The following is a 25389-nucleotide window of genomic DNA, read 5'->3' on the forward strand; positions in this document are numbered from 1 at the left end:
GAGGCCGATTCCTTCTTTTCGGCTCCGATGAGCCCATGGACAACAGCCACCTCTCGGTACGATGAATCGGCCGGTCCGAGCCACCGATCACAGCGACCGGCGGGGCGGCGCGCGCTCACGAACGAGGGGGGCCGCATGGCCGGATCAGCGGGGCGACGGGTTGTCGTCGTGCTCGGCTGCGTTCTCGCCGTCGTCCTCCTGGTCGGATCCGGCGTTCTCGGCCACCGCACCTCGGTGCTGATCGACGACGTCGCACAACTCACAGGCGGAATCGCCGCGACGGTCGTCTGCGGCCGGACCGCCAGGAGTCGGACGGGTTCCGAACGCCAGTGGCGCGTGCTGATGGCCGCGGGAATGGCGTGCTGGAGCGCAGGCATGGCGGTATGGGCCTTCTACCGATCCGTGCTCGACATGCCGCTGCCGACCGCATCGGTCGCAGACGTCGGGTTCTTCCTCTTCCCCGTCTTCGCCGTTCCCGCTTTGTTCGCCTTCGTGGGAGTGTCGCCCCGACGAGCGGCCGCAGGTGCCCGCCACGTCTGGCTGATGTCGCTGCTCGACGGTGCAGTCGTCGTGGGATCACTCTTCGTTCTGTCATGGGCCACCGTGCTCGGTGCGGTCGTGCACTCGTCGGAGTCCGAACCCATCGAGTTCCTCGTGGCCGTCATGTACCCCATCACCGACCTGGTTCTCGTCGCCATGATCGTGCTGCTCATCGCGATTCCGACCATCGCGGCTCGATACAGGTCACAGCTCACCCTGCTCGGGGCAGGGATCCTGATGCTGGCGATCTCGGACAGCATCTACGCGTACCTGGTCGCAATCGGAGCAGAGTTCATGCCCGTCCTGACGGACGGCGGATTCATCGCCGGCACCGCGCTCATCGCGCTCGCAGCCGCCACACCGAGAACCGTCGACAACGGCCCTTCGACGTACAGCCCTTCGACGTACGGCCCTTCGACGTACGGCCAGGAACCCACTTCGTTTGCCGGCACGGACAGCATCGCCGGTGAACGAACGCAGATGCTGCTGCCCTACGCACTGATGGGTGCCATCGGCATCGTGCTGGCGGTTCTGCGTGTGCTGACCGGCACCCTCGACTCGACGGTCATCGTGCTCGGGGTTGCGGTGGTGCTGCTCTCGCTCGTCCGACAGATGATCACCTTGATACAGAACGACAACCTGCTCCGTAGCTTGACTCTGGCTCGGGACGAGCTGACCTACCGCGCGCACCACGACGGACTGACCGGACTACTCAATCGATCGTCGTTCGACGAACACCTGCGCGCGGCGGTGAACGACGCCCGAGCGGGCCGGAATAGCGCAATCCTGCTGCTGATCGACCTGGACAACTTCAAGAGTGTCAACGACCGATTCGGGCACGGCGGCGGCGACGAACTGTTGATCGAACTTGCACGCCGACTCGACAGATGCGTGGTCGAGGGAGTGGTAGCGCGTTTCGGCGGCGACGAGTTCACCGCCTTGGTCCACGCCGACCTCGACACCGGGCGCACCACAGCGGTGCGCATCGCCGAAGCTATGCGCACTCCCCATGAAATCGACGGGCATCCGGTCTCGGTCGGCGCGTGCGTCGGTGTCGTGCAGATAGGCCGCACAACCGGCGTCGACCCCGACGACACCGCACCACGAACCACCGGTGTCGACGAGGACGAGCTGATGCGGCTCGCCGATCGCGCGATGTATCGGGCCAAACGCGAGGGGAAAGCCGGTGTCTACGGCTACGACGCCGTGGGCACGCTCAGCCGAGTACCGATGGACATCGATCAGGACAACCTGGGCACCAAACCGAAAATGGTTGCAGGAGAACCAGATCCGGCACGATTGATGGGACCGCCGACAAGAACGTAGGCACCTGTGGCCGGGATGGACTCCAAATTGGTCAGGTTCTCCAAACTGATCCGACGCCTGTCGTAGAGCTTGACCGACACCGGGTAGGTCTCGTCGTTGCCCAGATCGGGCCCGAAGGTATCCGTGCCGAGCGCGCCTCGATCTGCGAGCTTGCCCGTGTCGATCAGCCACTGAGCCGCCTCCGCAGAGAAACCGGGTTGGTGTGTCACACCGTCCGCGTCTGCGTTGGCGTAAGCGTCGGTGCCCCAACGCGACGACCATCCGGTCCACGCAATGACGGCCGCCCCCGCCGGAATTGGTCCATGCATGGCCTCCCAGCTCTGCAGATCTGCGACCGTGACGGCGTAATCTGCGTCGGCCGCCGCCTGCTCGCGGATATCGATCTTCACCGCGGGCAGAAACAGGTCTTGCGGATCGAGTTGGTCGGCCGTCAGTCCACCCTCCTGAAAATGCGCGGGAGCTCCCCAATGGGTTCCGGTGTGCTCCCCTTCCTTGACGTACTGGAGGTAGAACCCGTCCTCGGCGACAGTGAACGCCGTCTCGAGAGTGAACTCCGGATCGCCGGGAAAGATCGGAGTGAGAGCTGGATCGTTGACGTGCGACAGAGAGACGATCTGCAGCAGGCGATCCAACGGAAAGGCAGGCCCGGCAGGCTGCGCCGAGCCGGTACCGGGCAGGGCGTCGGCGGTGGCAGGCGCAACCAGCCTTGCCCCCACCAGCACTGCCACACCTGTTGTCACTCGGCGAAAAAGCTGCCTTCTCTTCATGTCCCCGACCCCACCTCTCGTCAGCGCCCCATGCGCCTCCCCGACGCAACCTTAAGCCCTGCCGAACCCCGATGGAGCGTCAACCGATACGAATCGGATCTATCTGAATCCGCACTCCCGCACCGAGTTTCTTGGCACTGCGAGATGCCTGCGCAGCGGACAACGCCCGAGCCAGTGCCGCCCCGGTACTGCGGGGTACGCGTATCAGCAGCCGCTGCACATCACCGGAAAGCCCGTCCTCTCCGCTACTTGCAGGAGGGCGTTGGCCGTCCGGCAGATCGACCGGTCCGAGCACTTCCACTGCCTCGGGCAGGTCTGCACTCTCGACCAGCGCAGTGATCGCGTCGGTGGTGCCGTCGATCGCCGCAACGTGCACGGCCGGCGGAAAGCGAACCTCCACACGCTCGTCCAGCTGACTCCTCGCGTGCCACAACGGATCCCAGCGAACCAGAGCCTGCACGGTAGGTATTTCGGATTCGGCCACGACGACCACACGGCCACCGTCCGAACCCGGCCGCACCATGGCTGCGGCCGTCATCCACCGACGCAGCGTCTCCTCCGCGGCGCGCAGATCCGCGCGGCCGAGCAGTGCCCAGCCGTCGAGCAGCAACGCCGCGCCGTAGCCGCCTTCGACCGTCGGCTCGGCACCCACCGTGGACACCACGAGCCCGGCCCCGGGACGGACCGAGTCGAGTACTGTCGCGCCGCCCGAATTGTGCACGGGAACACCAGGAAAGGCCCGCCCCAGTTCCTCGGCGGTTCGACCCGCACCGATCACGACTGCACGTAGGTTGCGCGATCCGCAGACCGTGCACCGATGCGCAGCGTCGGCGATTCCGCACCACGAACACGTCGGGCTGCTGGCACCGTCGCTGCCCGCGGCCGAGGGCAGCGCCAGCGGGCCGTTGCATCGACGACACCGCGCCGGATTCCGGCACTTCGCGCACGCCAGTGACGGCACATAGCCCGCACGCGGAACCTGCACCAGCACAGGTGCGTCGGCCTTCAACGCTGCCCGAGCAGCCTCGAAGGCAATCGCCGGTAATCGTGCCACGCGAGCCGCTGGATCCCGCGCCAGAGCGTGGTCCGAATCGGCCAGCGCAACCACGTGAGGTTGACGCTCTCGGATCAGCTCACGCGGAGCCACCAGGTCGTGGGCCCAGCCGGAGTCGACGAGCGCTTCGGCCTCCGCCGTACGCGAGTGTCCACCGATCACCACCGCCGCCCCGGCGACGTGAGCACGGAGCAACGCCACCTCGCGCGCGTGCGGATACGGGGACCGAGGCTCGGCAAAACTGTTGTCGCCGTCGTCCCAGATCGCGATCATGCCGAGTGTCGACACCGGAGCGAAGACGGCACTACGCGTGCCGACGACGACGACAGGTCCCGATCGCAGACACCGTAGCCACTGCCGATACCGCTTGGCCGGACCCAGTCCGGCCGACAGCGCCACAACATGCTCGGCCCCGAGCAACCCCGTGCATGCCGCCTCCAGGCGATCGAGGTCGCGCTGATCGGGCACTACGACCACCGCGGACCTACCGCCTGCCACCGTCACCGCGGCCGCCTCGGCCAGACGAATCGACCATTGCTCGCCGGGCAGCGCCTGCCACACGGCTCGCGGAAGGCGACCGGACGCCAAGGCGTCGAGGAAATTCGGGCCATGGGTATAGGCGGACCATGCCACGCGGTCGACGGCAGGCTCGCTCGGAGGATCGACGACGGGTGTGGCTTCCGCTTCCACCCTCGCGTGGCGGGCCGGTACGGCCAGACGCAGCACGTCCGCTCGTGTGCCGGCGTAGCGATCTGCAACCACCTCAGCGAGCTCCGCGATTTCGGGAGTCAGAACCTGCTCCGCGGACACCACCCGTTCGAGCCATCCGAGTCTGCCGTCATGGTCGGTCTCGGCCAGCCTGGCCACCACGAAACCGTCGACCAAACGGCCCGCGAACCGCACTCGAACGCGGACGCCGGGTTGCGCATCCGCACCGAACTCCTCGGGTACGAGGTAATCGAATTCGCGGTCCAGATGCGCAAGCGGCAACATCGGGAGAATGCGAGCGATGGGAAGACTCGACGCCGCTACCCGTGCCGAGACCGCCACCGCACCTCCTTCTCGACTTCTTCCGACCTCGATCGACCTGGATGAACCGAGCCGGTGCGAGGGGAGGTACGTACTGGACCGTCTTCGCCCTGTCTACAGACCGGCCGCATCCCGGAGCTTGTCGGCCCGATCGGTGGACTCCCACGGCAGATCGATATCGGTGCGGCCGAAGTGGCCGTACGCCGCGGTGGGAGCATAGATCGGCCGCAGCAGATCCAGGTCGCGGATGATGGCGCCGGGGCGCAGGTCGAACACCTCGCTGATCGCCGCGCGGATCTTCACAGGATCGGTCTTCTCCGTGCCGAAGGTCTCGACGAACAGACCGACCGGCGCAGCCTTGCCGATCGCGTACGCCACCTGGACCTCGATGCGATCGGCGAGGCCGGCCGCGACGGCATTCTTGGCGACCCACCGCATCGCGTAGGCGGCGCTGCGATCGACCTTCGACGGATCTTTACCGGAGAACGCTCCGCCGCCGTGCCGCGCCATGCCGCCGTAGGTGTCGACGATGATCTTGCGTCCGGTCAATCCGGCGTCACCCATCGGGCCACCGAGCACGAACTTGCCAGTGGGATTGACCAACAGGCGCACGTCGGAGGTGTCGAGGGTCGGCACGTTCAGCTCGGCCAGAACCGAACCCAGAACCTTCTCGCGAATGTCGGGCGTGAGCAGGTTGTCGAGGTCGATGTCGGCCGCATGCTGAGTCGAGATCACCACGGTGTCCAGACGAACAGCGTTGTCGCCGTCGTACTCGATCGTCACCTGAGTCTTGCCGTCCGGGCGCAGGTACGGCAGCACTCCACTCTTGCGAACCTCGGTCAGCCGCCGTGCGAGACGGTGGGCCAACGCGATCGGCAACGGCATCAGCTCGGGCGTGTCGGTGTTGGCGTACCCGAACATCAGGCCCTGGTCCCCCGCGCCCTGCCGGTCGATCTCGTCGTCGGACAGCCCTTCGACGCGAGCCTCGTGAGAATGGTCGACGCCCTGAGCAATTTCCGGAGACTGCGCACCGATGGCGACGTTCACCCCGCACGAGTTACCGTCGAAACCCTTTGCCGACGAGTCGTATCCGATCTCGAGGACCTTCTCGCGCACGATCTTCGGGATGTCGGCATACGCTGTGGTGTTGACCTCACCCGCAACATGAACCTGCCCGGTTGTGACCAACGTCTCGACGGCGACCCGGGCACGCGGATCCTCCGTGAGCAGAGCATCGAGAATCGAATCGCTGATGGCGTCACAGATCTTGTCGGGATGACCCTCTGTAACGGACTCGCTGGTGAAAAGCCGACTACCGGACGTGCTCACGGACTTCCTCTCGACGCATGTTCCTGCCCGACCCGGCGCCGTGCGCCGGTCGGGCACTCCACGAAAATTGACGTTCCCTCGGTGTTATCGCCCCTGCCGGAACGCGGCAAACCTGATTTCTACGATCGGTACAGCAGGTGCCCAGCACAGTAGCCGGGACGACATCGCTCGTGCACCCTTGGCATCATCGGGGATTCGAAGTCGGTCGAGGGCTCCTCGTATCGAGCATCTGCACCACCGAATCCAGGACGCGGCTCGCGAGGAGGGCTTTCGAGCCCTCTCCCAATGCAGCCTCGGAACCATCGGCTCCGAGCAACCAACCATCGTTGTGGTCCACCTCGAATGCCTTGCCGTCACCGACCGCGTTCACCACGAGCAGATCGCAGCCCTTGCGTTCGAGCTTGGCCCGCGCGTATGTCAGCACATCGCCGTCTGCGTCGCCTGTCTCCGCGGCGAACCCGACGATGACGGTCGATGTTTCGATGTCGCCGTCTCGTCGAGCTGCGACCAGGCCGGCGAGTATGTCGTCGTTACGGATCAACGGGATCGAGGACGGCTCGTTCGCGCCCTTCTTGATCTTGCTTCCCGCGATGGACTCGGGGCGGAAATCCGCAACCGCGGCCGCCATGACCACTGCATCGACGCCGACGGCATGTTTGCGAACAGCGTCCTGCATGTCCGAGGCGGTCTTGACGTTCACCACGTCGACTGCAGCCGGCGCGTCGAGGTCGCTGGTGTATCCAGCAACCAAGGTCACCTGGGCACCGCGCTGCGCGGCGACCCTGGCCAGCGCATATCCCTGCTTGCCCGAACTCCGATTACCCAGAAAACGAACCGGGTCCAGGGGCTCACGGGTGCCTCCGGCGGACACCAGAACACGACGCCCCTCGAGATCTCGTGGCAGCGCATCGGCTCTCTCGCTCACGAGCATCGACAGTGCGAATATCTCGTCCGGTTCCGGAAGCCGCCCCGAACCGGTGTCGCGTCCGGTCAACCGCCCGGACGCCGGCTCGATCACGTGTGTGCCACGCGATCGAAGCGTGGCGACGTTGGCGACAGTGGCCGGGTGCTCCCACATCTCGGTGTGCATCGCCGGTGCGAGAACAACCGGGCAGCGGGCAGTGAGAAGAGTTGCGGTGAGCAGGTCGTCCGCACGCCCTCCTGCTATCCGGGCCATCAGGTCCGCGGTGGCCGGTGCCACGACGACGAGGTCCGCCTCCTGGCCCAGACGCACGTGAGGAACTTCCGGAACGTCCGCGAAGACGCCGGTGTGCACAGGTTGGCCGGAGAGTGCCTCGAACGTCGCACGTCCGACGAACTCGAGCGCGGATTCGGTCGGAATCACTCGAACCCGATGCCCGCTCTCGGTGAAGCTGCGAATGAGCGAACAACTCTTGTAGGCGGCGATACCTCCGCCTACTCCGACGACGACATGCAAGTCAGATGTCCTCTGTGAGGTTCTTATTCGCCTTCGGTGTGCTCGAGGAGATCTGCATGGATCTCTCGCAGTGCGATCGACAGCGGCTTCTCCTGCAGGCCTGGCTCGACCAGGGGTCCCACGTACTCGAGGATGCCGTCACCGAGCTGGTTGTAGTAGTCGTTGATCTGGCGTGCGCGCTTGGCTGCGTAGATGACCAATGCGTACTTGGACGAGGTGCGGGCAAGCAACTCGTCGATGGGCGGATTCGTGATGCCGAGCGGCGTGTCGTAGGCCGGCAGAGCGCTGCGTCCGTCGAAGTCGGAAACGGCCGCTGAAATGCTGCTCACTGATGATCTCCTGAAATTGCATCGTTGGTGCTACGAACTAGCTGGTCGGGGCCTCGTGCGCCGTGGGAATGGTCAGCTGTTGCCGACCGACGACCTACCGACCAACAAGGATACCAACTGTTCGCACGAATGGTCGACATCGGTATTGACAACCACTGTGTCGAACTCGTCCTGCGCGGCCAATTCCACCCGCGCTGTCTCCAGTCGACGCTCCGTGGCCGCGCTTTCCTCGGTCGCGCGTCCGACCAACCGGGAGACGAGGTCTTCCCATGTGGGCGGAGCCATGAAGACCAGTAGAGCCTCTGGTTTGGACACGCGCACCGCCCGGGCACCCGCCAGGTCGAGCTCGAGCAGAACCGGACTGCCCGCCTCGAGAGCGGCCTCGACGGGCGCGGCCGGAGTGCCGGACCGCTGCAGGCCACCGTGGATGCTCGCCCACTCGAGCAGCTCGCCGTCGGCGATCATCCGGTCGAACTCGTCGGCGGAGACGAAGTGATAATCCTGTCCGTCGGTCTCTCCGGGTCGGGGTGACCGAGTCGTGACCGACACGCTGAACACGAGCTCGGGCAACGCCGCGCGCACGAGCCGAACAACACTGGACTTGCCGACGCCCGAGGGACCGGAGAGCACCACCAATCGACCCCGCTCGTTCGATGGGGCCGATGAAGTCGCAGTGTCAGCCACTGTGGTCAGGCCTCGAAATCGAACTTCGTCAGCAGCGCCTTGCGCTGCCGATCTCCGAGACCACGAAGGCGACGCGTCGGTGCGATCTCCAATTCCGTCATCAGCTCCGCGGCCTTGACCTTGCCTACCTTGGGCAACGCCTCGAGCAACGCGGACACCTTCATCTTTCCGAGAATCTCGTCCGTCTCGGCATCTTTGAGCACCTGCTTGAGATCGGTGCCGCGACGCTTGAGTCGCTCCTTGAGCTCGGCGCGCGCTTTCCGTGCGATCGCTGCCTTCTCGAGGGCAGCGGCACGCTGCTCGGGGGTCAACTGGGGAAGGGCCACTGTCGGTTCCTCCGTCTTCTCGTTCTGGGTGGTACGACGCATACGATCGCTGTCGGAACGTCGACCATCGGTGTACCACTGCCACGGACCGGTCATCGGCGATCTGCACTGTTCGTCGGCAGCGCTAGCGACCGTACCGACGACTCGCGTTCACCGCTAACTCGCCCCCGAGTGCCGGAGCGCAGCAGCGTCGACTATGCGAGACCGGCTTCGATCTCGTCGCGCAACCGCGTCGCCGCGTCGCGTAATGCCGTCACCGACGGGCCTGCGGCCAGGACACCCCGAGACGAGTTGGGCAGCAACAGCTCACGCGAATCACGGAAGATCTCCGCGAGATCGGCCACCGTCGCTCCCTGCGCTCCCAGACCCGGCGCGAGGATCGGTCCGGTGTAATCCGACAGATCGAGACCGTGGTCACGCGTCGCACCGACGACCAAGCCCACTGTGTCGGCATCGACGCGATTACGCGTCGCCGCCGCGTCGACGATCGACTGAGCCACCGACCCACCGTTCGACGTTGCCGCCTGCTGCAGATCCGAGCCTTCCGCATTCGAGGTACGGGCCAGCACGAACAGCCCGCGCTGGTGTCGCACTGCTCGGTCGACGGTCTCCCCCAGCGAGTCGAAGCCCAGGTACGGCGACACCGTGACAGCATCCGACGACAACGGTGAATCGGGCTCGAGCCAGGCCTGCGCGTATGCATCCATCGTCGTGCCGATATCGCCGCGCTTGGCATCGGCGATCACCAGGGTGCCGGCGTCGCGCAACACACTGACGGTGCGCTCGAGAACCGCATACCCCGCGGATCCGTATGCCTCGAAGAACGCCACCTGCGGCTTGACGATCGCGACTTCGCCGACGAACGCCTCGACGCACAGCTCGGCGAACACCTCGAGACCGTCGGCCGAGCGCGGCAACTCCCAGGCGTCGAGCAGGGCTGGATGTGGATCGATGCCGACGCAGAGCCGACCGCGCGCACTCACCGCCGAACGCAACCGATCCGACCAACCGAGATGACTCATGGCACGACCAGACCTTCCTTCAGTCCCGCATGCAGGTCCTGGAGCGAGCGAACACCGATTCCACCGGCGATACCGGCCTCGATGCCCTGCACTGCCGCCGACGCACCCTGCACCGTGGTGATGCACGGGATGTTCTGTGCCACTGCCGCGCTGCGAATCTCGTACCCGTCGACGCGGGGGCCGGAGTTGCCGTACGGGGTATTGATCACCATCGCGATGTCGCCGGCCAGGATGCGGTCGACGATGGTCTGCTCGCCCTCCGGGACGTCCTCGCCCGACTGCTTGTACACCTGCTCGCACTTGATTCCGTTGCGACGCAGCACATCTGCGGTGCCTTCGGTTGCCAGGACGGTGAATCCGAGATCCGCGAGCCGCTTCACCGGGAAGATCAGCGAGCGCTTGTCCTTGTTCGCCACCGATACGAACACCGCGCCACCTGCGGGCAACGATCCGTATGCGGCGGTCTGGCTCTTGGCAAAGGCGGTACCGAAATCGAAGTCGATTCCCATCACCTCACCGGTGGACTTCATCTCGGGGCTGAGCAGAGTGTCGACGCCGGTGCCGTCCGCGCGGCGGAACCTGTTGAACGGCAACACCGCTTCCTTGACGGCGATGGGAGCTCCGGCCGGGACGGTGCCACCGTCTCCGGTCTCCGGCAGGATTCCCGCAGTCCGAAGTTCGGCGATGCTCTCCCCCAACATCACCCGTGCACAGGCCTTCGCCAGCTGCACGGCGGTTGCCTTCGACACGAACGGCACCGTCCGGCTCGCACGGGGGTTGGCTTCGAGGACGTACAGAATGTCGTCCTTGAGCGCGTACTGCACGTTCAGCAGGCCCTGAACACCGATTCCCTTCGCGAGGGCTTCGGTGGATCGCCGCACGTTCTCGAGGTCGGTCTTGCCGAGTGTGATGGGCGGCAGCGCGCACGCCGAGTCGCCGGAGTGGATGCCGGCCTCCTCGATGTGCTCCATGATGCCGCCGATGTACACCTCGGTGCCGTCGCACAGCGCGTCGACGTCGATCTCGACAGCATCTTCGAGGAAGCGGTCGACCAGAACCGGGCGATCGTCCGAGATCTCCGTCGCGTTGGAGATGTACGTCGCGAGAGACGCCTCGTCGTACACGATTTCCATCCCGCGTCCGCCGAGTACGTACGACGGACGGACCAGTACCGGGTAGCCGATACCCGACGCGATCTCGCGGGCCCCGTCGAACGTGGTCGCCGTGCCGTACTTGGCAGCGGGCAGCCCGGCCGCGTCGAGGACCTTGCCGAACTCACCACGGTCCTCGGCGAGATCGATGGCCTCGGGGGATGTTCCGACGATAGGAACGCCCGCGGCCTTCAGCCGCTTCGCCAGGCCCAGCGGAGTCTGGCCGCCCAGCTGCACGATCACCCCGCGCACCGTTCCTGAGGCGGCCTCGGCCCGGTACACCTCGAGAACGTCCTCGAAGGTCAGCGGCTCGAAGTACAGGCGATCGGCGGTGTCGTAGTCGGTGGAGACGGTCTCGGGGTTGCAGTTGACCATGACCGTCTCGTAGCCGGCCTCGGACAGCGTCAGCGCCGCGTGCACACAGCTGTAGTCGAATTCGATGCCCTGACCGATACGGTTGGGACCGGATCCGAGGATCAGGACCTTGGGCCGGTCCGGCTGCGGGGCAACCTCGGTCTCGGCTTCGGGGTCGAGCTCGTAGGTGCCGTAGTGGTACGGGGTCTTGGCCTCGAACTCCGCCGCACAGGTGTCGACGGTCTTGTACACCGGGTGCACGCCGAGCTCGTCACGCAGCGCACGCACACCGTCCTCGCCGTCGAGTTCGGGTCGCAACGCGGCGATCTGGCGGTCGGACAGCCCGTGGTACTTCGCCTGTCGCAACAGCGCCTCGTCGAACTCGGCCGCCTCGCGAACCTGGACGCCGAGTTCGTGGATCTGTTGGAACTGATCGAGGAACCACGGATCGATCTTGGTCGCCTCGAAGAGCTGCTCGAGAGTGGCACCCATCGCGAACGCCTTCTCGATTCCGTACATCCGACCGTCCTGAGGAACGGACAGGTCCTTCAGCAGCGCGTCGAGGCTCTCTGCCTCGACCTCGGGGCCGGTCCAGTACCCCGCGCGCTTGGTTTCGAGCGAGCGCATCACCTTGCCGAACGCCTCGGTGAAGTTGCGGCCGATGGACATCGCCTCACCGACGGACTTCATCGTCGTGGTCAGCGTGCCGTCGGCTCCGGGGAACTTCTCGAACGCGAACCGCGGTGCCTTGACGACCACGTAATCCAGGGTCGGCTCGAAGCACGCCGGGGTCTCGCGGGTGATGTCGTTGACGATCTCGTCGAGGGTGTAGCCGATCGCCAGCTTGGCGGCCATCTTCGCGATCGGGTAACCGGTGGCCTTCGACGCCAGCGCCGACGAGCGCGACACGCGTGGATTCATCTCGATGACAACGAGTCGGCCGTCGGCCGGATCCATCGCGAACTGGATGTTGCAGCCGCCGGTGTCGACGCCCACCTCACGCAGGATGTCGATGGAGAGATCGCGCATCTTCTGGTACTCGCGGTCGGTCAGCGTCATCGCGGGTGCGACGGTCACCGAGTCGCCGGTGTGCACGCCGACCGGGTCCACGTTCTCGATGGAACAGACGATGACCACGTTGTCGCGGCCGTCGCGCATGAGCTCGAGCTCGTATTCCTTCCAACCGAGGATGGACTCCTCGATGAGGACGTTCGCGGTGGGCGAGGCCGCCAGGCCGCCGCCCGCGATCCGGGTCAGGTCCTCGTCGTTGTAGGCCAACCCCGATCCGAGACCGCCCATGGTGAACGACGGACGCACGACAACCGGGAAGCCGAGCTCGGCAACGGTCTCGCGCACTTCGTCCATCGTGTAGCAGACAGCCGACTTGGCGGACTCGCCACCGACCTTGGCGACGATGTCCTTGAACTTCTGTCGATCCTCACCGCGCTGGATCGCGTCGAAATCGGCACCGATCAGCTCGACACCGTACTTGGTGAGAATGCCCTGATCGTGCAGTGCGACGGCGGCGTTGAGGGCCGTCTGTCCACCGAGGGTGGCGAGCACAGCTTGGATGGGGTGCCCCTGCTCGGCCTCGCGGGCGAAGATCTTCTCGATGAACTCCGCCGTGATGGGCTCGACGTAGGTGGCGTCGGCGAACTCGGGATCGGTCATGATCGTCGCCGGGTTGGAGTTGACGAGGCTGACGCGGAGGCCTTCCTCGCGCAGCACTCGGCAGGCCTGGGTGCCGGAGTAGTCGAACTCGCAGGCCTGACCGATGACGATCGGGCCCGATCCGATGACCAGGACGTGGTTCAGGTCTGTGCGGCGTGGCATTACTTCTTCTCCTGAAGGACGCTGGTGAAACGGTCGAAGAGGTAGGCGGCGTCGTGCGGACCGGCCGCGGCCTCGGGGTGGTACTGCACGGAGAAGGCGCTCCCGTCGATCAGTTCGACGCCTTCGACGGTGCCGTCGTTGGCGCACGTGTGGCTGATCCGGGCGCGACCGAAGTCGGTGTCGAACTCCTCACCTGCTTCGCCTTCGAGTGCGAATCCGTGGTTCTGTGCAGTGATCGCGATGCGGCCGGTGGTGTGTTCGATCACCGGGATGTTCATGCCGCGGTGCCCGAACTTCATCTTGTAAGTGCCGCGTCCGAGTGCCCGCCCGAAGATCTGGTTGCCGAAGCAGATGCCGAACAGGGGCAGCTTCCGCTCGAGCACTTCTCTGGTCAACACGACGCTGGTGTCGGCCGTGGCCGGGTCGCCCGGTCCGTTGGACAGGAAGACACCGTCCGGGTTCAGCTCCAGAACCTGCTCGATAGTGGTGTTCGACGGCACCACGTGCACGCGGATACCGCGCTCGGCGAACATCCGCGGAGTATTGGTCTTGATACCGAGATCGACTGCGACGACGGTGAATCGAGCGTCGCCGGACGGCTCGATGGTGTAGCCGGCCCCCGTGGTCACTTCACCGGCGAGATCGGCACCGAGCATCGACGGCTGACCGACCACCTGCTCGAGCATCTCGTCCGAGGTGCCGAGCGCGTCGCCCGAGAACACTCCCGCTCGCATCGAGCCGCGGGTACGCAGGTGCCGGACCAGAGCGCGCGTGTCGATTCCGGCGATGCCCACGACATTCTGCGCCTCGAGCTGATCCTGCAGCGTCCCGGTCGAGCGCCAACTCGAGGTGCGGCGGGCCGGATCTCGGACCACGTACCCTGCGACCCAGATCTTGTTGGGATCCTGGGCGCTGGCGGCTTCACCGTCCTCCTGGTTCCAGCCGGTGTTGCCGATCTGCGGCGCAGTCGCAACGACGATCTGTCGGTGGTAGCTCGGGTCGGTGAGTGTCTCCTGGTACCCCGTCATTCCGGTGCAGAACACGGCCTCGCCGAGGGTGCGCCCCTGTGCGCCGAATGTGGTGCCGCGGAATGTCCGGCCGTCCTCCAGAACAAGAACTGCGCTGCTCACGCGGTTTCCTCCTTGGTTTCTCCGGTGGAACTCGCTGTCCACACCGGGTAGATCTGCTTGTCGTCGGCCCGGAAGCCGGTATCTATCTCGGTCCCCGTCGGAAGCTCCCAGCGGATGACAAGGAGCCCGTCCTTGGTCATGACCTTGCCCGCCAACCCGCGTTCGGTGCGGATCGCGCGAATCGATTCCGCCGGAATCCAGATGGGAGATTCGCCGTTCCGATCGAGAAGAATTCCCTTCTCGTATCGGGAGAGTTCACCGGTGGCGCGGTGGCCGATGTCGCCGACGGCGATCCGGTCCTGCCAGCTCGGCGCGATGGTGCTGCCGACGTACAGGCCGGTGGTCGGCTCGATGTGCGTGGCACCCAGATCGTCGGGCACGGCCGGGAATTCACCGATTCGATCTTCCTGACGCTTCTGCCGTCCTCGCCAACCCCAGAAGATCAGCGCGATCATCAGCGCCCAGAACAGAATGAATCCGATGACGATCAGAACTCTGTCCACCGCTCTACTCCCCTGCTCTGTTCGCCACTGAGCCTCTGTTTGCTACGGCGCCTCTGTTTGCTACGGCGCCTCTGTTTGCTACTGCACCGTCGCGGACTGTGATTCGTCCGCGCAACACGGTCGTGGTCACCTTCGAGGAAAAGGTCATGTCCTCGAACGGCGTGTTGTGCGCGACGCTGGCCAACTTCTTGCCCGATACCGTCCAGCTCGCGCCCGGATCGACCACGGTGAGGTTGGCGATCTCGCCCACCTCGATCGGCCGGCCCTGGTCGGCCAATCCCACGATCTGCGCGGGACGCTCGCTCATCACTCGCGCCACACCCCGCCAATCGAGCAGGCCGGTTGTCACCATCGTGTCGACCACGATGGACAGTGCGGTCTCCAGTCCGAGCATGCCGGGACGTGCGATCGAGAATTCGCAGCATTTGTCCTGCTCTGCGTGGGGCGCGTGATCGGTTGCCACACAATCGATCACGCCGTCCGCGAGGCCCCGACGGAGGGCGTCGACATCGGACTTCTCGCGCAGTGGTGGATTCACCTTGTTGATCGCGTCGTACGTTTCCAGACGCGAGTCGTCGAGCAACAGATGGTGCGGGGTGACCTCGGCGGTGATCGAAATGCCCTGTCCGCGTGCCCACTTCATCAACTCGACGGTGCCCGCGGTGGACGCATGGCAGATGTGCACCCGTGCACCCGCGTCTCGGGCGAGCAGGGCGTCGCGCGCGACGATCGATTCCTCGGCCGCGCGTGGCCAACCGGCCAGTCCGAGCCGCGCGGCGGTGGGCCCCTCGTGTGCGACGGCACCGACGGTGAGCCGTGGCTCCTCGGCGTGCTGAGCGATGAGTACGCCGAGCGAGCTCGAGTACTCCAACGCCCGACGCATGATCAGCGGATCGTCGACGCAGTGTCCGTCGTCGGAGAACATCTTCACGCGGCCGATTCCCGCGGCCATCGTGGCCATCTCGGCGAGTTGCTTGCCCTTCAACCCGACGGTGATCGCTCCGACCGGGTGGACGTCGACGAGCCCGACTTCCTGTCCGCGGCGCCACACATGGTCGGTCACGACCACCGAATCGGCAACCGGATCGGTGTTCGCCATGGCGAACACCGCGGTGTAACCGCCCAGAGCGGCAGCGGCCGAACCGGATTCGATCGTCTCCGTGTCCTCACGGCCCGGCTCGCGCAGATGAGTGTGCATGTCGACGAATCCGGGCAGCAGAATGTGGCCGCGGGCTTCGATCACCTGCGCGCCGTCGGCATCGAGGTCGGCACCGATCGCGGCGATTTCCTCGCCGTGGATCAGCACGTCGGTTTCGGAGCCCTCGCCGTACAGCAGGACGCCTCGCAGCAGAACCGAGGACGTGGATGCGGTCATGAAGCGCCCCCGTCCGAACCGACCAGCAATCGGAACAGCACTGCCATCCGCACGTGAACTCCATTCGTAACCTGTTGCAAGACTGCAGTTTTGGGAGAATCTGCGACCGACGACGCAATCTCCATACCGCGCAGCATCGGACCGGGGTGCAGCACGACGGCATGATCGGGCAGCAGCTCGAGCCGGCGCTGTGAGAGCCCGTACGTGATGGAGTACTCCCGAGCCGAGGGGAAGAACCCGCCGTTCATCCGTTCTGCTTGGACGCGCAGCATCAGCACGGCGTCCAATCCGGGCAGTTCGGCGTCGATGTCGTGTGACACCCGCACCGGCCAGCCGGTCACTCCGACGGGAAGCAGAGTCGGTGGCGCGATCAGCACCACCTCGGCACCGAGCTTGGCCAGCAGGATCGCGTTCGAGCGCGCCACCCGGCTGTGCAGGATGTCGCCGACGATCGCGACTCGTCGGCCGGCGATGTCGCCGAGACGTTGACGAACCGTCAGAGCGTCGAGCAGGGCCTGGGTGGGATGTTCGTGCGTACCGTCGCCCGCGTTGATGACGGCAGGACCTCCACCTGATCCTTGGTCGGCAGTCCACTGAGCGATCTGGTGAGCGGCACCGGATGCCGGGTGTCGAACGATGAGGGCGTCGGCTCCGGCAGCGCGCAACGTCATCGCGGTGTCACGGAGCGACTCCCCCTTCGACACCGATGAACTGCTGGCGCTGACGTTGATGACGTCGGCACTCATCCACTTGCCGGCCACCTCGAACGAGACGCGAGTGCGCGTCGAGTTCTCGAAGAAGACCGTCATGATCGTGCGGCCGCGCAGCGTCGGCAGCTTCTTGACCTCGCGGCCGAGCAGCGCTTGCTCGAAGCGTTCGGCTTCGTCGAGAAGTTCGGTGGCCGAGTCGACGGTGAGATCGGCGACCGAGAGCAGATGCTTCATCGCGCCGATCCTCCCTCGGACAGGCTGACACCGTCGCGGCCGTCGTGTTCGGACAGCAACACCGAGACGTCCTCGGTGCGCGCGGTGGGGACGTTCTTGCCCACGTAGTCCGCGCGGAGGGGAAGTTCGCGGTGGCCGCGGTCGATGAGAACCGCGAGCTGCACGGCGCGTGGACGACCGAGATCCCGTAGCGCATCGAGCGCGGAGCGAACTGTTCTGCCCGAGAACAGCACGTCGTCGACCAGCACGACCAACGCGTCGTCGACGCCGCCGACCGGGACCGAGGTGCGCTCGAGTGGGCGGTGCGGCTTGTTCCGCAGATCGTCGCGGTACAGGGTGATGTCGAGAGATCCCAGCGGGGGTCGCACGCCGGAGAATGCCTCGATGCGTTCGGCGAGGCGCTCGGCCAGGGTGGTGCCGCGAGTGGGAATACCAAGCAGGACGACGCGCGGCGAGTCGGCAGCGTCGAGCGCAGTTTTCTCGATGATCTGATGAGCCATGCGGGAGATGGTTCGTCCCACATCGGCCGAGGACAACAATTCGCGAACGGCAGGGTTCGCAGACGAGCTTTCGGGCGCAGGCAAACTACGACCTCCTTCTCCGCCTCTCTGGACGGATCGTTAAAGGATGTCTGACATAGAACTTCGTAGAGCCTAGCAACGCTCTGCGAACCGCACCTACCAGGCTCGCAGAGCGTTCGGTCACAGGACCGTCGAGCGTTCGATCAGTTCTCGGCGTCGCCGGCCGTGTCTACCTGCGGACGGCTCGATACGGCCGCCGCCGCGGCACGCACCTGCGGTGCCACGAGGACGATCTGGCCGAGCACACCGTTGACGAAGCCGGGCGAGTCGTCGGTGGACAACTGTTTGGCCAGCTCGACGGCCTCGTCGACGGCCACGACCGGAGGCACGTCGGTGGCATGGAACAGCTCCCAGACGGCAATCCGAAGGATGGCACGGTCGACCGCAGGAAGACGCGTGAGCGTCCAATCCTTGAGGTGATCGGCAATCACCCCGTCGAGGCGATCCAGGTTCTCCGCAACACCCTCGACCAACGTCGAGGTGTAGTCGCTGACCGGCGCGATGGTGTCGTCGGCTCGAGCGAGCTCGATGCGCTCGGCGGCCAGGTTCACCGGATCGACGTTGCGCGCCTCTGCTTCGAACAGAAAGTCCACCGCGCGCTTCCGGGCCTTGTGACGCGCGCCCAGCTTCTTCGCGCCGGGGGCACCGTTCTGCGCGCCGGAGGATGTCGACTTCTTCGATGACACGTTAGGAGTTCACACGCCCGAGGTAGTTGCCGTCACGCGAGTCGACCTTGAGCTTGTCGCCGGTGTTGATGAAGAGCGGCACTGAGATCTCGGCTCCGGTCTCGAGTGTCGCAGGCTTGGTACCACCGGTGGAGCGGTCGCCCTGCAGACCCGGGTCGGTGTGCTTGACCTCGAGCTCGACGGTGACGGGGAGCTCGACGTACAGCGGGACGCCCTCGTGCATGGCGACCTGAACGCGCAGGTTCTCGAGCAGGAAGCGCGCGCCGTCGCCGACGGTGGCCTCACCGATCGAGAGCTGGTCGTACGTGTCTGCGTCCATGAACACGTAGTCGCTGCCGTCGTGGTAGAGGTACGTCATGTCGCGGCGGTCGACCGTCGCGGTCTCGACCTTCACACCGGCGTTGAACGTCTTGTCGACGACCTTGCCCGAGAGCACGTTCTTGAGCTTGGTCCGCACGAATGCGGGTCCCTTACCTGGCTTGACGTGCTGAAATTCGATGATCGACCACAGCTGGTTCTCCAGGTTGAGAACCAGTCCGTTCTTGAAATCGCTGGTGGAAGCCACTTGCTTCGCGTCTCCTCAATCGTTTGTGCGCGTGACGCGCCGTCGGTCACGTGCGGGATTCGCTCCCGCCCGCGCGCTAGACGGACGTGAGTTCCTTGCTTGTCAGGGTGAGCAGTTCCGGACCCCCGTCGCGAACGACGAGTGTGTCCTCGATCCGAACGCCGCCGCGACCGGAGAAGTAGACACCCGGCTCGACGGTGACCGCTGCACCGCTCAGCAGTGTACCGGTGCTCGTCTTCGCGATTCCCGGCGCTTCGTGGATTTCCAGGCCCACGCCATGACCGAGCCCGTGCAAGAAGTACTCGCCGTACCCTGCGTCCTCGATGACCGAGCGCGACGCCGCGTCGACCGAGACGGTGTTCACCCCTGGTGCGAGCGCCTCTCGCCCGGCCGTCTGCGACTGCTGCACCAACTCGTACAGGTCGCGCTGCCACTGCGCCGGACTACCGATCACGAAGGTCCGGGTCATGTCGGAGTGGTACCCGCCCACGAGCGCCCCGAAGTCCAGCTTCACGAAGTCACCCTCGGCCAACACCGCATCCGTCGGTCGGTGATGCGGCACTGCGGAATTGACGCCTGCAGCAACGATGGTCTCGAACGAGATCGCATCGGCACCGTGGTCGAGCATCGCAGATTCCAGTTCGCGGGCCACCTCACGCTCGGTTCTCCCGGCGCGAATGCTGCCCCTGGCCAGTAATTGGGCGAGCGCATCGTCGGCAGCGCGGCACGCGTCACGGAGCAATCCCACCTCGAACTCGTCCTTGACCATGCGCAGCGACTCGACGACACCGGGTGCGCGCACCAAGTTGACGCCCCCGTCCAACTCGGCCCAGCTGCGATGGGCATCGACCGTCACGACGTGACTCTCGAAACCGATCCGGCCGCCACGGCCCGACACTCCCGACCGGACGAGGTGGATCGCCGATGCGCGGTCGATCTCGGCACGCAGATCCGGCACCTGCTCGGCGACCTGGGTGACATACCGACCGTCGGTGCAGATCACGGTCTCGTTCTCACCGTCGACCGAATCCGATGCCGAGACCAGCAGGGCCGCATTCGAGCCGGTGAAACCGGTCAGATAACGCACGTTCAGCAAGTCGGTGATCAACATCGAATCGAGGCCGTCGGCGGCCAACAGTTCTCGCAGGGCGCCACGACGGGCACCGAAATCAGCAGGCATGCGCTCGACATTACTGCTCGCCCCGACGTGCCTGGGCCCGGACACATCGGACTCGAACTTTGTGGGCCCTGCCACACGAACGGCGACGTGCGGATATGCTGTGCCGCATGACTGGGTGGGCAGTGCGTGGCATAGGTATGGGATTGATCAACGCCGTCGTTCGATTGCTGCTGGGGGCGGCAGTATCGATGTGGCCGCTGAGCGGCTCGGCGTTGCGATGGGTGGCGTATGCCCTCGTGATCCTCGTGATCGTCGTCTGGGCAGGAATCGACGGCGTCCGCGATCGACGCAATCATCCTGATCCCGACGACGGCCAGGACCTCACGATGGTGTGGCTCAAGGCCGCGGTCGTCGCAGGATTGCTCGCTGGACTGCTCAGTTGGATCATCGACTTCTTCGTCGACTTCAGCCTCGGTCAGAACGGTCTGATCTTCGAGCTCACTTCCGGTGCAGCGTTCACCATCCTCACCATTTTCGTCGTTGCCACCATTGCGGTGTTCGTGGGTCGGCTGATCGTCAACCGCGACGCGAAGAAGAAGCTGGCCACCTCCGACGCCGACCGTGCGCACGACCGCGAGCTGGTGAATGCGGGCAGCGCGGAACGCGCCGAGTCGAGTCGCGGCACTCGATCGCAGGCAGAGCAGGCGCGGTCCGAACCGACGCGTTCCGAACCTCAGTGGGCTGCAGAGCACGGCGAAGCCGACACCGAGGTGTTCTCGGCAGTGGACGCCGACGGAAAGCCCCGACTGGACAAGCGCGGCAACCGGCACGGCACCGCCGACGGTTCCTGACTCCCGCTACGAACACACGGGCGGTGAGTGACGCATGACGCGTCGCTCACCGCCCGTTCTCATCTCGTCCGGAGCCCGGGGCCGAGTGTCACAACATGATGGCGGACCCACCGGTTGCCGGGGCCTCGCGACCGACTGCGGAGAATGCGGCGACGAGCAGCGCTGGATCGGGACCCTCCAGCCGTCCCGGCTTGGCCAGACCGTCCAGGACCACGAACCGCAACAGTCCGGCGCGATTCTTCTTGTCCGTCTGCATGCCCTTGAGCAGGTCCCCGAACGCGTGCTCGTCGTAGGTGACCGGCAAGCCGACCGATTCGAGAATCGATCGATGTCTGTCGGCCGTGGCGTCGTCCAGACGGCCGGCGAGCCGTCCGAGCTCGGCCGCGAACACCAGACCGACCGACACGGCGGCACCGTGGCGCCACCTGTACTGCTCGCGTCGCTCGATGGCGTGGGCAAGAGTGTGACCGTAGTTCAGGATCTCGCGCAGGTTCGACTCTCGCAGATCCGCCGCCACGACCTTCGCCTTGACCTCCACCGATCGCCTTATCAACTCCGGTAGAACGTCACCGGTCGGATCGAGGGCGGCCGCCGGATCGGCTTCGATGATGTCCAGAATCTTCGGATCGGCGATGAAACCGGTCTTGATCACCTCGGCCATGCCCGAGACGATCTCGTTCTTGGGCACGGTCTCGAGCGTGGCGAGGTCGATCAGCACGGCAGCCGGTTCGTGGAAGGACCCGACGAGGTTCTTTCCGGCGTCGGTGTTGATGCCCGTCTTGCCGCCGACGGCCGCGTCGACCATGGCGAGCAGCGTCGTCGGCACGTGCACGATACGGACCCCGCGCATCCACGTTGCTGCCACGAATCCGGCCAGGTCCGTCGCGGCTCCGCCGCCCAGGCTGACGATGGCATCGCTGCGGGTGAGGCCGATACGGCCCAACACCTCCCAGCAGAATCCCGCCACAGCGAGGTCCTTACCGTCCTCGGCATCCGGAATCTCGATGCGGTGTGCGTCGATTCCCTTCTCCGCCAATGCCGCACGCACGGCCTCGGCCGTTTCGGCCAGCGGCGGCTGGTGAAAGATCGCCACGGTGGCGGTTCCGGCGAGCTCGTCGACCAGGTCCGTCAACAGACCTCGACCGATGATCACCGGGTACGGGCTGGCAGTCTCGACCTGGACGCGCACTGGCTCTGTCATCGAATCACCTTCATCTACTGGGGGTTTCGTCGTTCACATTGCGCGCGGGCACGGGTGCGATCGCAGTCAGTTTCGAGACCAGCTGGCCCACCACTCGGGCCGGGCTGCGACTGTCGGTTCGCACGCGCACCGTGGCCACCGAACGGTAGAGGGGCCGCCGATACCGCATCAGTTCCTGATACTTCGCGCGGGGATCGGGACCGGCGAGGAGTGGCCTCACCGTATTGGCCCCCGTCCGCCGAAGCCCTTCTGCCACACTGATTTCCAGGTAGACAACCGTGTGCTTCGACAGCAGAGCCCGCGTGGCAGCGGACAGCACTGCACCACCGCCGAGGGAGACGATGCCGTCGTGCGAGGCCAGCGCGCCCGCCACTATCCGCTCCTCGATCTGCCGAAATGCCGGCTCGCCGTCGTGGGAGAAGATATCGGCGATCGTGCGACCGGTCTCTCGTTCGATGGCTACGTCGGTGTCGAACAGCTCCAGATTCAACGCCTGCGCAAGCCGTCTACCGATGGTCGACTTGCCTGCTCCCGGCGGTCCGACGAGGACCGCGTACGGGCTCATCGTGGAGGTCGGGCGGCGGTGCCCTTCACGTAGTGGTCGACGTTGCTCGTCGTCTCCGCCAGCGAATCCCCACCGAACTTCTCCAACGCTGCCTGCGCGACCACCAAGGCGACCATCGTCTCGGCGACGACACCGGCGGCCGGAACGGCGCAGACGTCGGAGCGCTGATGAATGGCGACCGCTTCGTCTCCGGTGCTCATGTCGACTGTTGCCAGCGCGCGCGGGACCGTGGAGATGGGCTTCATCGCGGCCCGCACTCGCAATGGCTCGCCGTTGGTCATCCCGCCCTCGATGCCGCCTGCGCGGTTGGTCGAGCGCAGCACCCCGTCGGGGCCGGGCTTGATCTCGTCGTGGGCGACACTGCCGCGGCGGCGAGCGGTCTCGAAACCGTCGCCGATCTCGACACCCTTGATGGCCTGGATTCCCATCAGCGCTGCGGCCAGCCTGGCGTCGAGCTTGCGCTCCCCGGAGACGAAGGACCCGAGGCCGACGGGGAGGCCGTGCACGACGACTTCGACGACACCGCCGAGGGTGTCGCCGTCCTTCTTCGCCGCTTCGATCTCGGCGATCATCGACTCCTCGGCGGCCTTGTCGAACGCGCGCACCGGGGAGGCGTCGATCGCGTCGAGATCGTCACCTGCAGGCGGCGGACCCACGTAAGGATCGGAGGCTCCGATGGAGATCACATGGGACACCACGTCGACGCCGAACGCCTGCTTCAGGAAGAGGCGCGCCACCGTGCCGATGGCAACCCGGGCCGCGGTCTCGCGTGCGCTCGCGCGTTCGAGAACCGGGCGCGCATCGTCGAAGCCGTACTTGAGCATTCCGGAGAAATCTGCGTGTCCGGGGCGCGGGCGAGTCAGCGGGGAGTTACGTGCGAGATCGGCAAGCACGGCTTCGTCGACCGGATCGGCCGACATCACCTGCTCCCACTTGGGCCATTCGGTGTTGCCGACCTCGATCGCGACTGGCCCGCCCATGGTGCGGCCGTGCCGCACACCGCCGGTGAGCGTGACTTTGTCCGCCTCGAACTTCATTCGGGCCCCGCGGCCGTAACCGAGACGACGGCGGGCGAGTTGGGAGGCAATATCGTCCGAGGTCACCTCGACTCCCGCGACCATTCCTTCGAGAATGGCGACGAGAGCGGGTCCGTGGGATTCTCCGGCAGTTATCCAGCGCAGCACTCGAGCATCTTTTCACGTCAGGCAAGCTGCAGATGCCAGCAGGGTCGCCGCGCACATGGACGGGCCGTGCGGGATACGTGCCCGACTGTGCCCGACGGCAGCGACGATCGATCCCACCACGGCAGTTGCCAGTGGTGCCGAGAGCGCCGCGATCACCCATCCTTCCCCACCGCCGAGAGCTGCGATCGAGCCCACCGACCACGCCAGCTTCACGTCCCCGGCACCGAACGCAGACGGCGCGAGAAGGTGCACGACGAGGTAGATCGCGAACAGTAGAACTCCGCCGAGCAATGCCCTCGCCGACCCCACCGACACGAGCATCGTCGTGACCACGATCGCACCCGGGATCGTCAATTCGTTCGGCAACCGGCGACGCCGTAGGTCGATGGCACTGAGCGCAACGAACCACCATGTCAGCACGCACAGTGGAACCCAGTAGGTGGTCCCACCGAACCGCCACCAGACCCATCCGGTACCCACCGCGGACAACAACGGCAGAAACCGTGGATCCCACCGGACCAGACCGAATCGCATCGCTACCCCGGCACCGGCACCGATCACCGACGCTGCACACAGACCGAACATGGCCCGAAGGGTCGCATCCCTCCCACGGCCGGCCACGGGAAAACACCTGATCGCGGATTGCCCTGTGGACAACCCGCTGGCTGTGGACTACCGGGAAGTCGTACTCACTCGGCAGTGGCCAATGCAGCACGCATGACCGCCCGGGGTGCCGGCTCGCCGGTGAACTGCTCGACTTGCCCGTACGCCTGCTCGAGCAGCATCGCGAGGCCACCGACAACAGTTCCACCGGCCTGCTCCACCGCGGCTGCCAGCGGCGTCGGCCAGGGATCGTAGATGGCGTCGAGCACCAACGGCGCGTGGGCGAGTGCAGTAGCGATGTGTGCGGCTCCGGCCGCAGGCACTGTGCTGACCAGTACGGCCGATGCACTCGCGATGGCAGCGAGACGGGGATCGGTCATGTCTGCGAACTCCGCGCGCAGTCCTGCGGAGACGGCGCACCGGAGTGTGTCCGACGCCCGGTCGGCCGAGCGCGCGACGACGGTGACGGCGTCAGCCCCCAACCCGGCCAATGCGACGATGGCCGGCCGTGACGTTCCCCCGGCTCCGACCACCGTCACGGAACTACCCGACAGGTCGACGACCCCCGCACCGCGTAGGGCACCCACGATTCCGTCCACATCGGTGCAGTCGGCCCGCCAGCCCGAAGCCGTGCGCACCAGTGTGTTCGCCGAGCCGGCCAACACCGCCCGTTCGGTGCGTTCGCCGGCGTAGTTCAAGGCAGCGACCTTGCCTGGCATCGTGACGGACACCCCGACCCATTCGGGACCGAAACCGTCGAGCATGCCCGGCAGCTGCTCACCGGTGCACTCGATTCGGTCGTACGTCCAGCCGTCGAGACCGAGGGCGCGGTACGCAGCGCGGTGCAGTAGCGGCGATTTCGAGTGTTCGACGGGGCTTCCGAGGACTGCGGCCCGCAC

General features: G+C 65.8%; 24 protein-coding genes. 2 read left to right on the forward strand and 22 right to left on the reverse strand.

Annotated features, from left to right (window positions below):
• Window positions 1–135 precede the first annotated feature (135 nt).
• Window positions 136–1866: a GGDEF domain-containing protein gene (locus tag CH305_RS22550; protein ID WP_094704932.1), complete on the forward strand. Its 1731-nt coding sequence runs from the start codon at window positions 136–138 to the stop codon at window positions 1864–1866.
• On the opposite strand, the gene CH305_RS22555 is transcribed toward CH305_RS22550, so the two are convergent.
• From CH305_RS22555 to CH305_RS22635, 17 genes are all read right to left on the reverse strand, one after another.
• Window positions 1782–2633, reverse strand: coding sequence for a cyclase family protein (locus tag CH305_RS22555; protein WP_032403360.1), 852 nt, complete (start codon window positions 2631–2633; stop codon window positions 1782–1784). The genes CH305_RS22550 and CH305_RS22555 overlap by 85 nt on opposite strands.
• 79 nt (window positions 2634–2712) lie before the next feature.
• On the reverse strand, window positions 2713–4680 hold the full coding sequence (locus CH305_RS22560) for a primosomal protein N' (RefSeq protein ID WP_179278393.1): 1968 nt from the start codon (window positions 4678–4680) through the stop codon (window positions 2713–2715).
• A gap of 150 nt (window positions 4681–4830) precedes the next feature.
• Window positions 4831–6045, reverse strand: a complete 1215-nt coding sequence (gene metK, locus CH305_RS22565) for a methionine adenosyltransferase (protein WP_032377810.1) — start codon at window positions 6043–6045, stop codon at window positions 4831–4833.
• Window positions 6046–6229: 184 nt separating this feature from the next.
• Window positions 6230–7483, reverse strand: a complete 1254-nt coding sequence (coaBC, locus tag CH305_RS22570; RefSeq protein ID WP_094704933.1) for a bifunctional phosphopantothenoylcysteine decarboxylase/phosphopantothenate--cysteine ligase CoaBC — start codon at window positions 7481–7483, stop codon at window positions 6230–6232.
• A gap of 23 nt (window positions 7484–7506) precedes the next feature.
• Complete coding sequence (gene rpoZ / locus CH305_RS22575) at window positions 7507–7812, reverse strand: DNA-directed RNA polymerase subunit omega (protein WP_032377808.1); 306 nt, start codon at window positions 7810–7812, stop codon at window positions 7507–7509.
• A 72-nt stretch (window positions 7813–7884) separates the two neighbouring features.
• The gene (gene gmk / locus CH305_RS22580; protein WP_052058391.1) at window positions 7885–8496 is read right to left on the reverse strand and encodes a guanylate kinase; all 612 of its coding nucleotides are present in this window, start codon (window positions 8494–8496) and stop codon (window positions 7885–7887) included.
• Between the two features lie 5 nt (window positions 8497–8501).
• Complete coding sequence (gene mihF / locus CH305_RS22585) at window positions 8502–8822, reverse strand: integration host factor, actinobacterial type (RefSeq protein WP_094705272.1); 321 nt, start codon at window positions 8820–8822, stop codon at window positions 8502–8504.
• 194 nt (window positions 8823–9016) lie between these two features.
• Entirely contained in the window at window positions 9017–9844 is an 828-nt protein-coding gene (pyrF, locus tag CH305_RS22590; protein WP_094704934.1) for an orotidine-5'-phosphate decarboxylase, read from the reverse strand.
• A complete protein-coding gene (gene carB / locus CH305_RS22595) occupies window positions 9841–13182 on the reverse strand; it encodes a carbamoyl-phosphate synthase large subunit (RefSeq protein ID WP_032403357.1) in 3342 nt (1113 codons plus the stop codon). Before carB ends, pyrF begins: the two co-directional genes overlap by 4 nt.
• Window positions 13182–14312, reverse strand: coding sequence for a glutamine-hydrolyzing carbamoyl-phosphate synthase small subunit (gene carA / locus CH305_RS22600; protein ID WP_094704935.1), 1131 nt, complete (start codon window positions 14310–14312; stop codon window positions 13182–13184). The genes carB and carA overlap by 1 nt, the downstream gene beginning before the upstream one ends.
• Window positions 14309–14815 (reverse strand): hypothetical protein, encoded by a 507-nt coding sequence (locus CH305_RS22605; protein WP_032403356.1) that lies wholly within the window; start codon window positions 14813–14815, stop codon window positions 14309–14311. The genes carA and CH305_RS22605 overlap by 4 nt, the downstream gene beginning before the upstream one ends.
• A gap of 4 nt (window positions 14816–14819) precedes the next feature.
• Window positions 14820–16190 (reverse strand): dihydroorotase, encoded by a 1371-nt coding sequence (locus CH305_RS22610; protein ID WP_256983964.1) that lies wholly within the window; start codon window positions 16188–16190, stop codon window positions 14820–14822.
• Window positions 16187–17134, reverse strand: coding sequence for an aspartate carbamoyltransferase catalytic subunit (locus tag CH305_RS22615; protein ID WP_032403354.1), 948 nt, complete (start codon window positions 17132–17134; stop codon window positions 16187–16189). Before CH305_RS22615 ends, CH305_RS22610 begins: the two co-directional genes overlap by 4 nt.
• Complete coding sequence (gene pyrR / locus CH305_RS22620) at window positions 17131–17718, reverse strand: bifunctional pyr operon transcriptional regulator/uracil phosphoribosyltransferase PyrR (RefSeq protein ID WP_032377801.1); 588 nt, start codon at window positions 17716–17718, stop codon at window positions 17131–17133. Before pyrR ends, CH305_RS22615 begins: the two co-directional genes overlap by 4 nt.
• Before the next feature lie 140 nt (window positions 17719–17858).
• Window positions 17859–18401: a transcription antitermination factor NusB gene (gene nusB, locus CH305_RS22625; RefSeq protein ID WP_052058392.1), complete on the reverse strand. Its 543-nt coding sequence runs from the start codon at window positions 18399–18401 to the stop codon at window positions 17859–17861.
• 1 nt (window position 18402) lies between these two features.
• On the reverse strand, window positions 18403–18966 hold the full coding sequence (gene efp, locus CH305_RS22630) for an elongation factor P (protein WP_027496978.1): 564 nt from the start codon (window positions 18964–18966) through the stop codon (window positions 18403–18405).
• A 76-nt stretch (window positions 18967–19042) separates the two neighbouring features.
• The gene (locus CH305_RS22635) at window positions 19043–20146 is read right to left on the reverse strand and encodes a Xaa-Pro peptidase family protein (protein WP_094704936.1); all 1104 of its coding nucleotides are present in this window, start codon (window positions 20144–20146) and stop codon (window positions 19043–19045) included.
• Between the two features lie 107 nt (window positions 20147–20253).
• Between CH305_RS22635 and CH305_RS22640 the strand changes: the two genes are divergently transcribed.
• Window positions 20254–20937, forward strand: a complete 684-nt coding sequence (locus CH305_RS22640; protein ID WP_032403658.1) for a B-4DMT family transporter — start codon at window positions 20254–20256, stop codon at window positions 20935–20937.
• Between the two features lie 88 nt (window positions 20938–21025).
• On the opposite strand, the gene aroB is transcribed toward CH305_RS22640, so the two are convergent.
• The 5 genes from aroB to CH305_RS22665 form a co-directional block, all read right to left on the reverse strand.
• Window positions 21026–22138 carry a 3-dehydroquinate synthase gene (gene aroB, locus CH305_RS22645; RefSeq protein ID WP_094704937.1) on the reverse strand — a complete coding sequence of 371 codons (1113 nt, stop codon included), beginning with the start codon at window positions 22136–22138 and terminating at the stop codon, window positions 21026–21028.
• Between the two features lie 10 nt (window positions 22139–22148).
• On the reverse strand, window positions 22149–22703 hold the full coding sequence (locus CH305_RS22650) for a shikimate kinase (protein ID WP_037150533.1): 555 nt from the start codon (window positions 22701–22703) through the stop codon (window positions 22149–22151).
• A complete protein-coding gene (gene aroC, locus CH305_RS22655) occupies window positions 22700–23887 on the reverse strand; it encodes a chorismate synthase (protein ID WP_032403350.1) in 1188 nt (395 codons plus the stop codon). Before aroC ends, CH305_RS22650 begins: the two co-directional genes overlap by 4 nt.
• Before the next feature lie 12 nt (window positions 23888–23899).
• On the reverse strand, window positions 23900–24472 hold the full coding sequence (locus CH305_RS22660; protein ID WP_094704938.1) for an A24 family peptidase: 573 nt from the start codon (window positions 24470–24472) through the stop codon (window positions 23900–23902).
• Between the two features lie 104 nt (window positions 24473–24576).
• Window positions 24577–25389, reverse strand: a complete 813-nt coding sequence (locus tag CH305_RS22665; RefSeq protein WP_094704939.1) for a shikimate dehydrogenase — start codon at window positions 25387–25389, stop codon at window positions 24577–24579.

The sequence above is a fragment of the Rhodococcus sp. 15-649-2-2 genome (assembly GCF_002258645.1).
GTDB lineage: Bacteria > Actinomycetota > Actinomycetes > Mycobacteriales > Mycobacteriaceae > Rhodococcoides.

What these genes read in the sequence shown, in the direction of transcription:
- CH305_RS22550 (WP_094704932.1), top strand. Translation starts at nt 136, where the DNA reads ATGGCCGGATCAGCGGGGCGACGGGTTGTCGTCGTGCTCGGCTGCGTT.
- CH305_RS22555 (WP_032403360.1), bottom strand. Translation starts at nt 2,633, where the DNA reads ATGAAGAGAAGGCAGCTTTTTCGCCGAGTGACAACAGGTGTGGCAGTG.
- CH305_RS22560 (WP_179278393.1), bottom strand. Translation starts at nt 4,680, where the DNA reads ATGTTGCCGCTTGCGCATCTGGACCGCGAATTCGATTACCTCGTACCC.
- pyrF (WP_094704934.1), bottom strand. Translation starts at nt 9,844, where the DNA reads ATGAGTCATCTCGGTTGGTCGGATCGGTTGCGTTCGGCGGTGAGTGCG.
- carB (WP_032403357.1), bottom strand. Translation starts at nt 13,182, where the DNA reads ATGCCACGCCGCACAGACCTGAACCACGTCCTGGTCATCGGATCGGGC.
- CH305_RS22610 (WP_256983964.1), bottom strand. Translation starts at nt 16,190, where the DNA reads ATGACCGCATCCACGTCCTCGGTTCTGCTGCGAGGCGTCCTGCTGTAC.
- CH305_RS22615 (WP_032403354.1), bottom strand. Translation starts at nt 17,134, where the DNA reads ATGAAGCATCTGCTCTCGGTCGCCGATCTCACCGTCGACTCGGCCACC.
- CH305_RS22635 (WP_094704936.1), bottom strand. Translation starts at nt 20,146, where the DNA reads ATGCCTGCTGATTTCGGTGCCCGTCGTGGCGCCCTGCGAGAACTGTTG.
- CH305_RS22640 (WP_032403658.1), top strand. Translation starts at nt 20,254, where the DNA reads ATGACTGGGTGGGCAGTGCGTGGCATAGGTATGGGATTGATCAACGCC.
- aroB (WP_094704937.1), bottom strand. Translation starts at nt 22,138, where the DNA reads ATGACAGAGCCAGTGCGCGTCCAGGTCGAGACTGCCAGCCCGTACCCG.
- CH305_RS22650 (WP_037150533.1), bottom strand. Translation starts at nt 22,703, where the DNA reads ATGAGCCCGTACGCGGTCCTCGTCGGACCGCCGGGAGCAGGCAAGTCG.
- CH305_RS22660 (WP_094704938.1), bottom strand. Translation starts at nt 24,472, where the DNA reads ATGTTCGGTCTGTGTGCAGCGTCGGTGATCGGTGCCGGTGCCGGGGTA.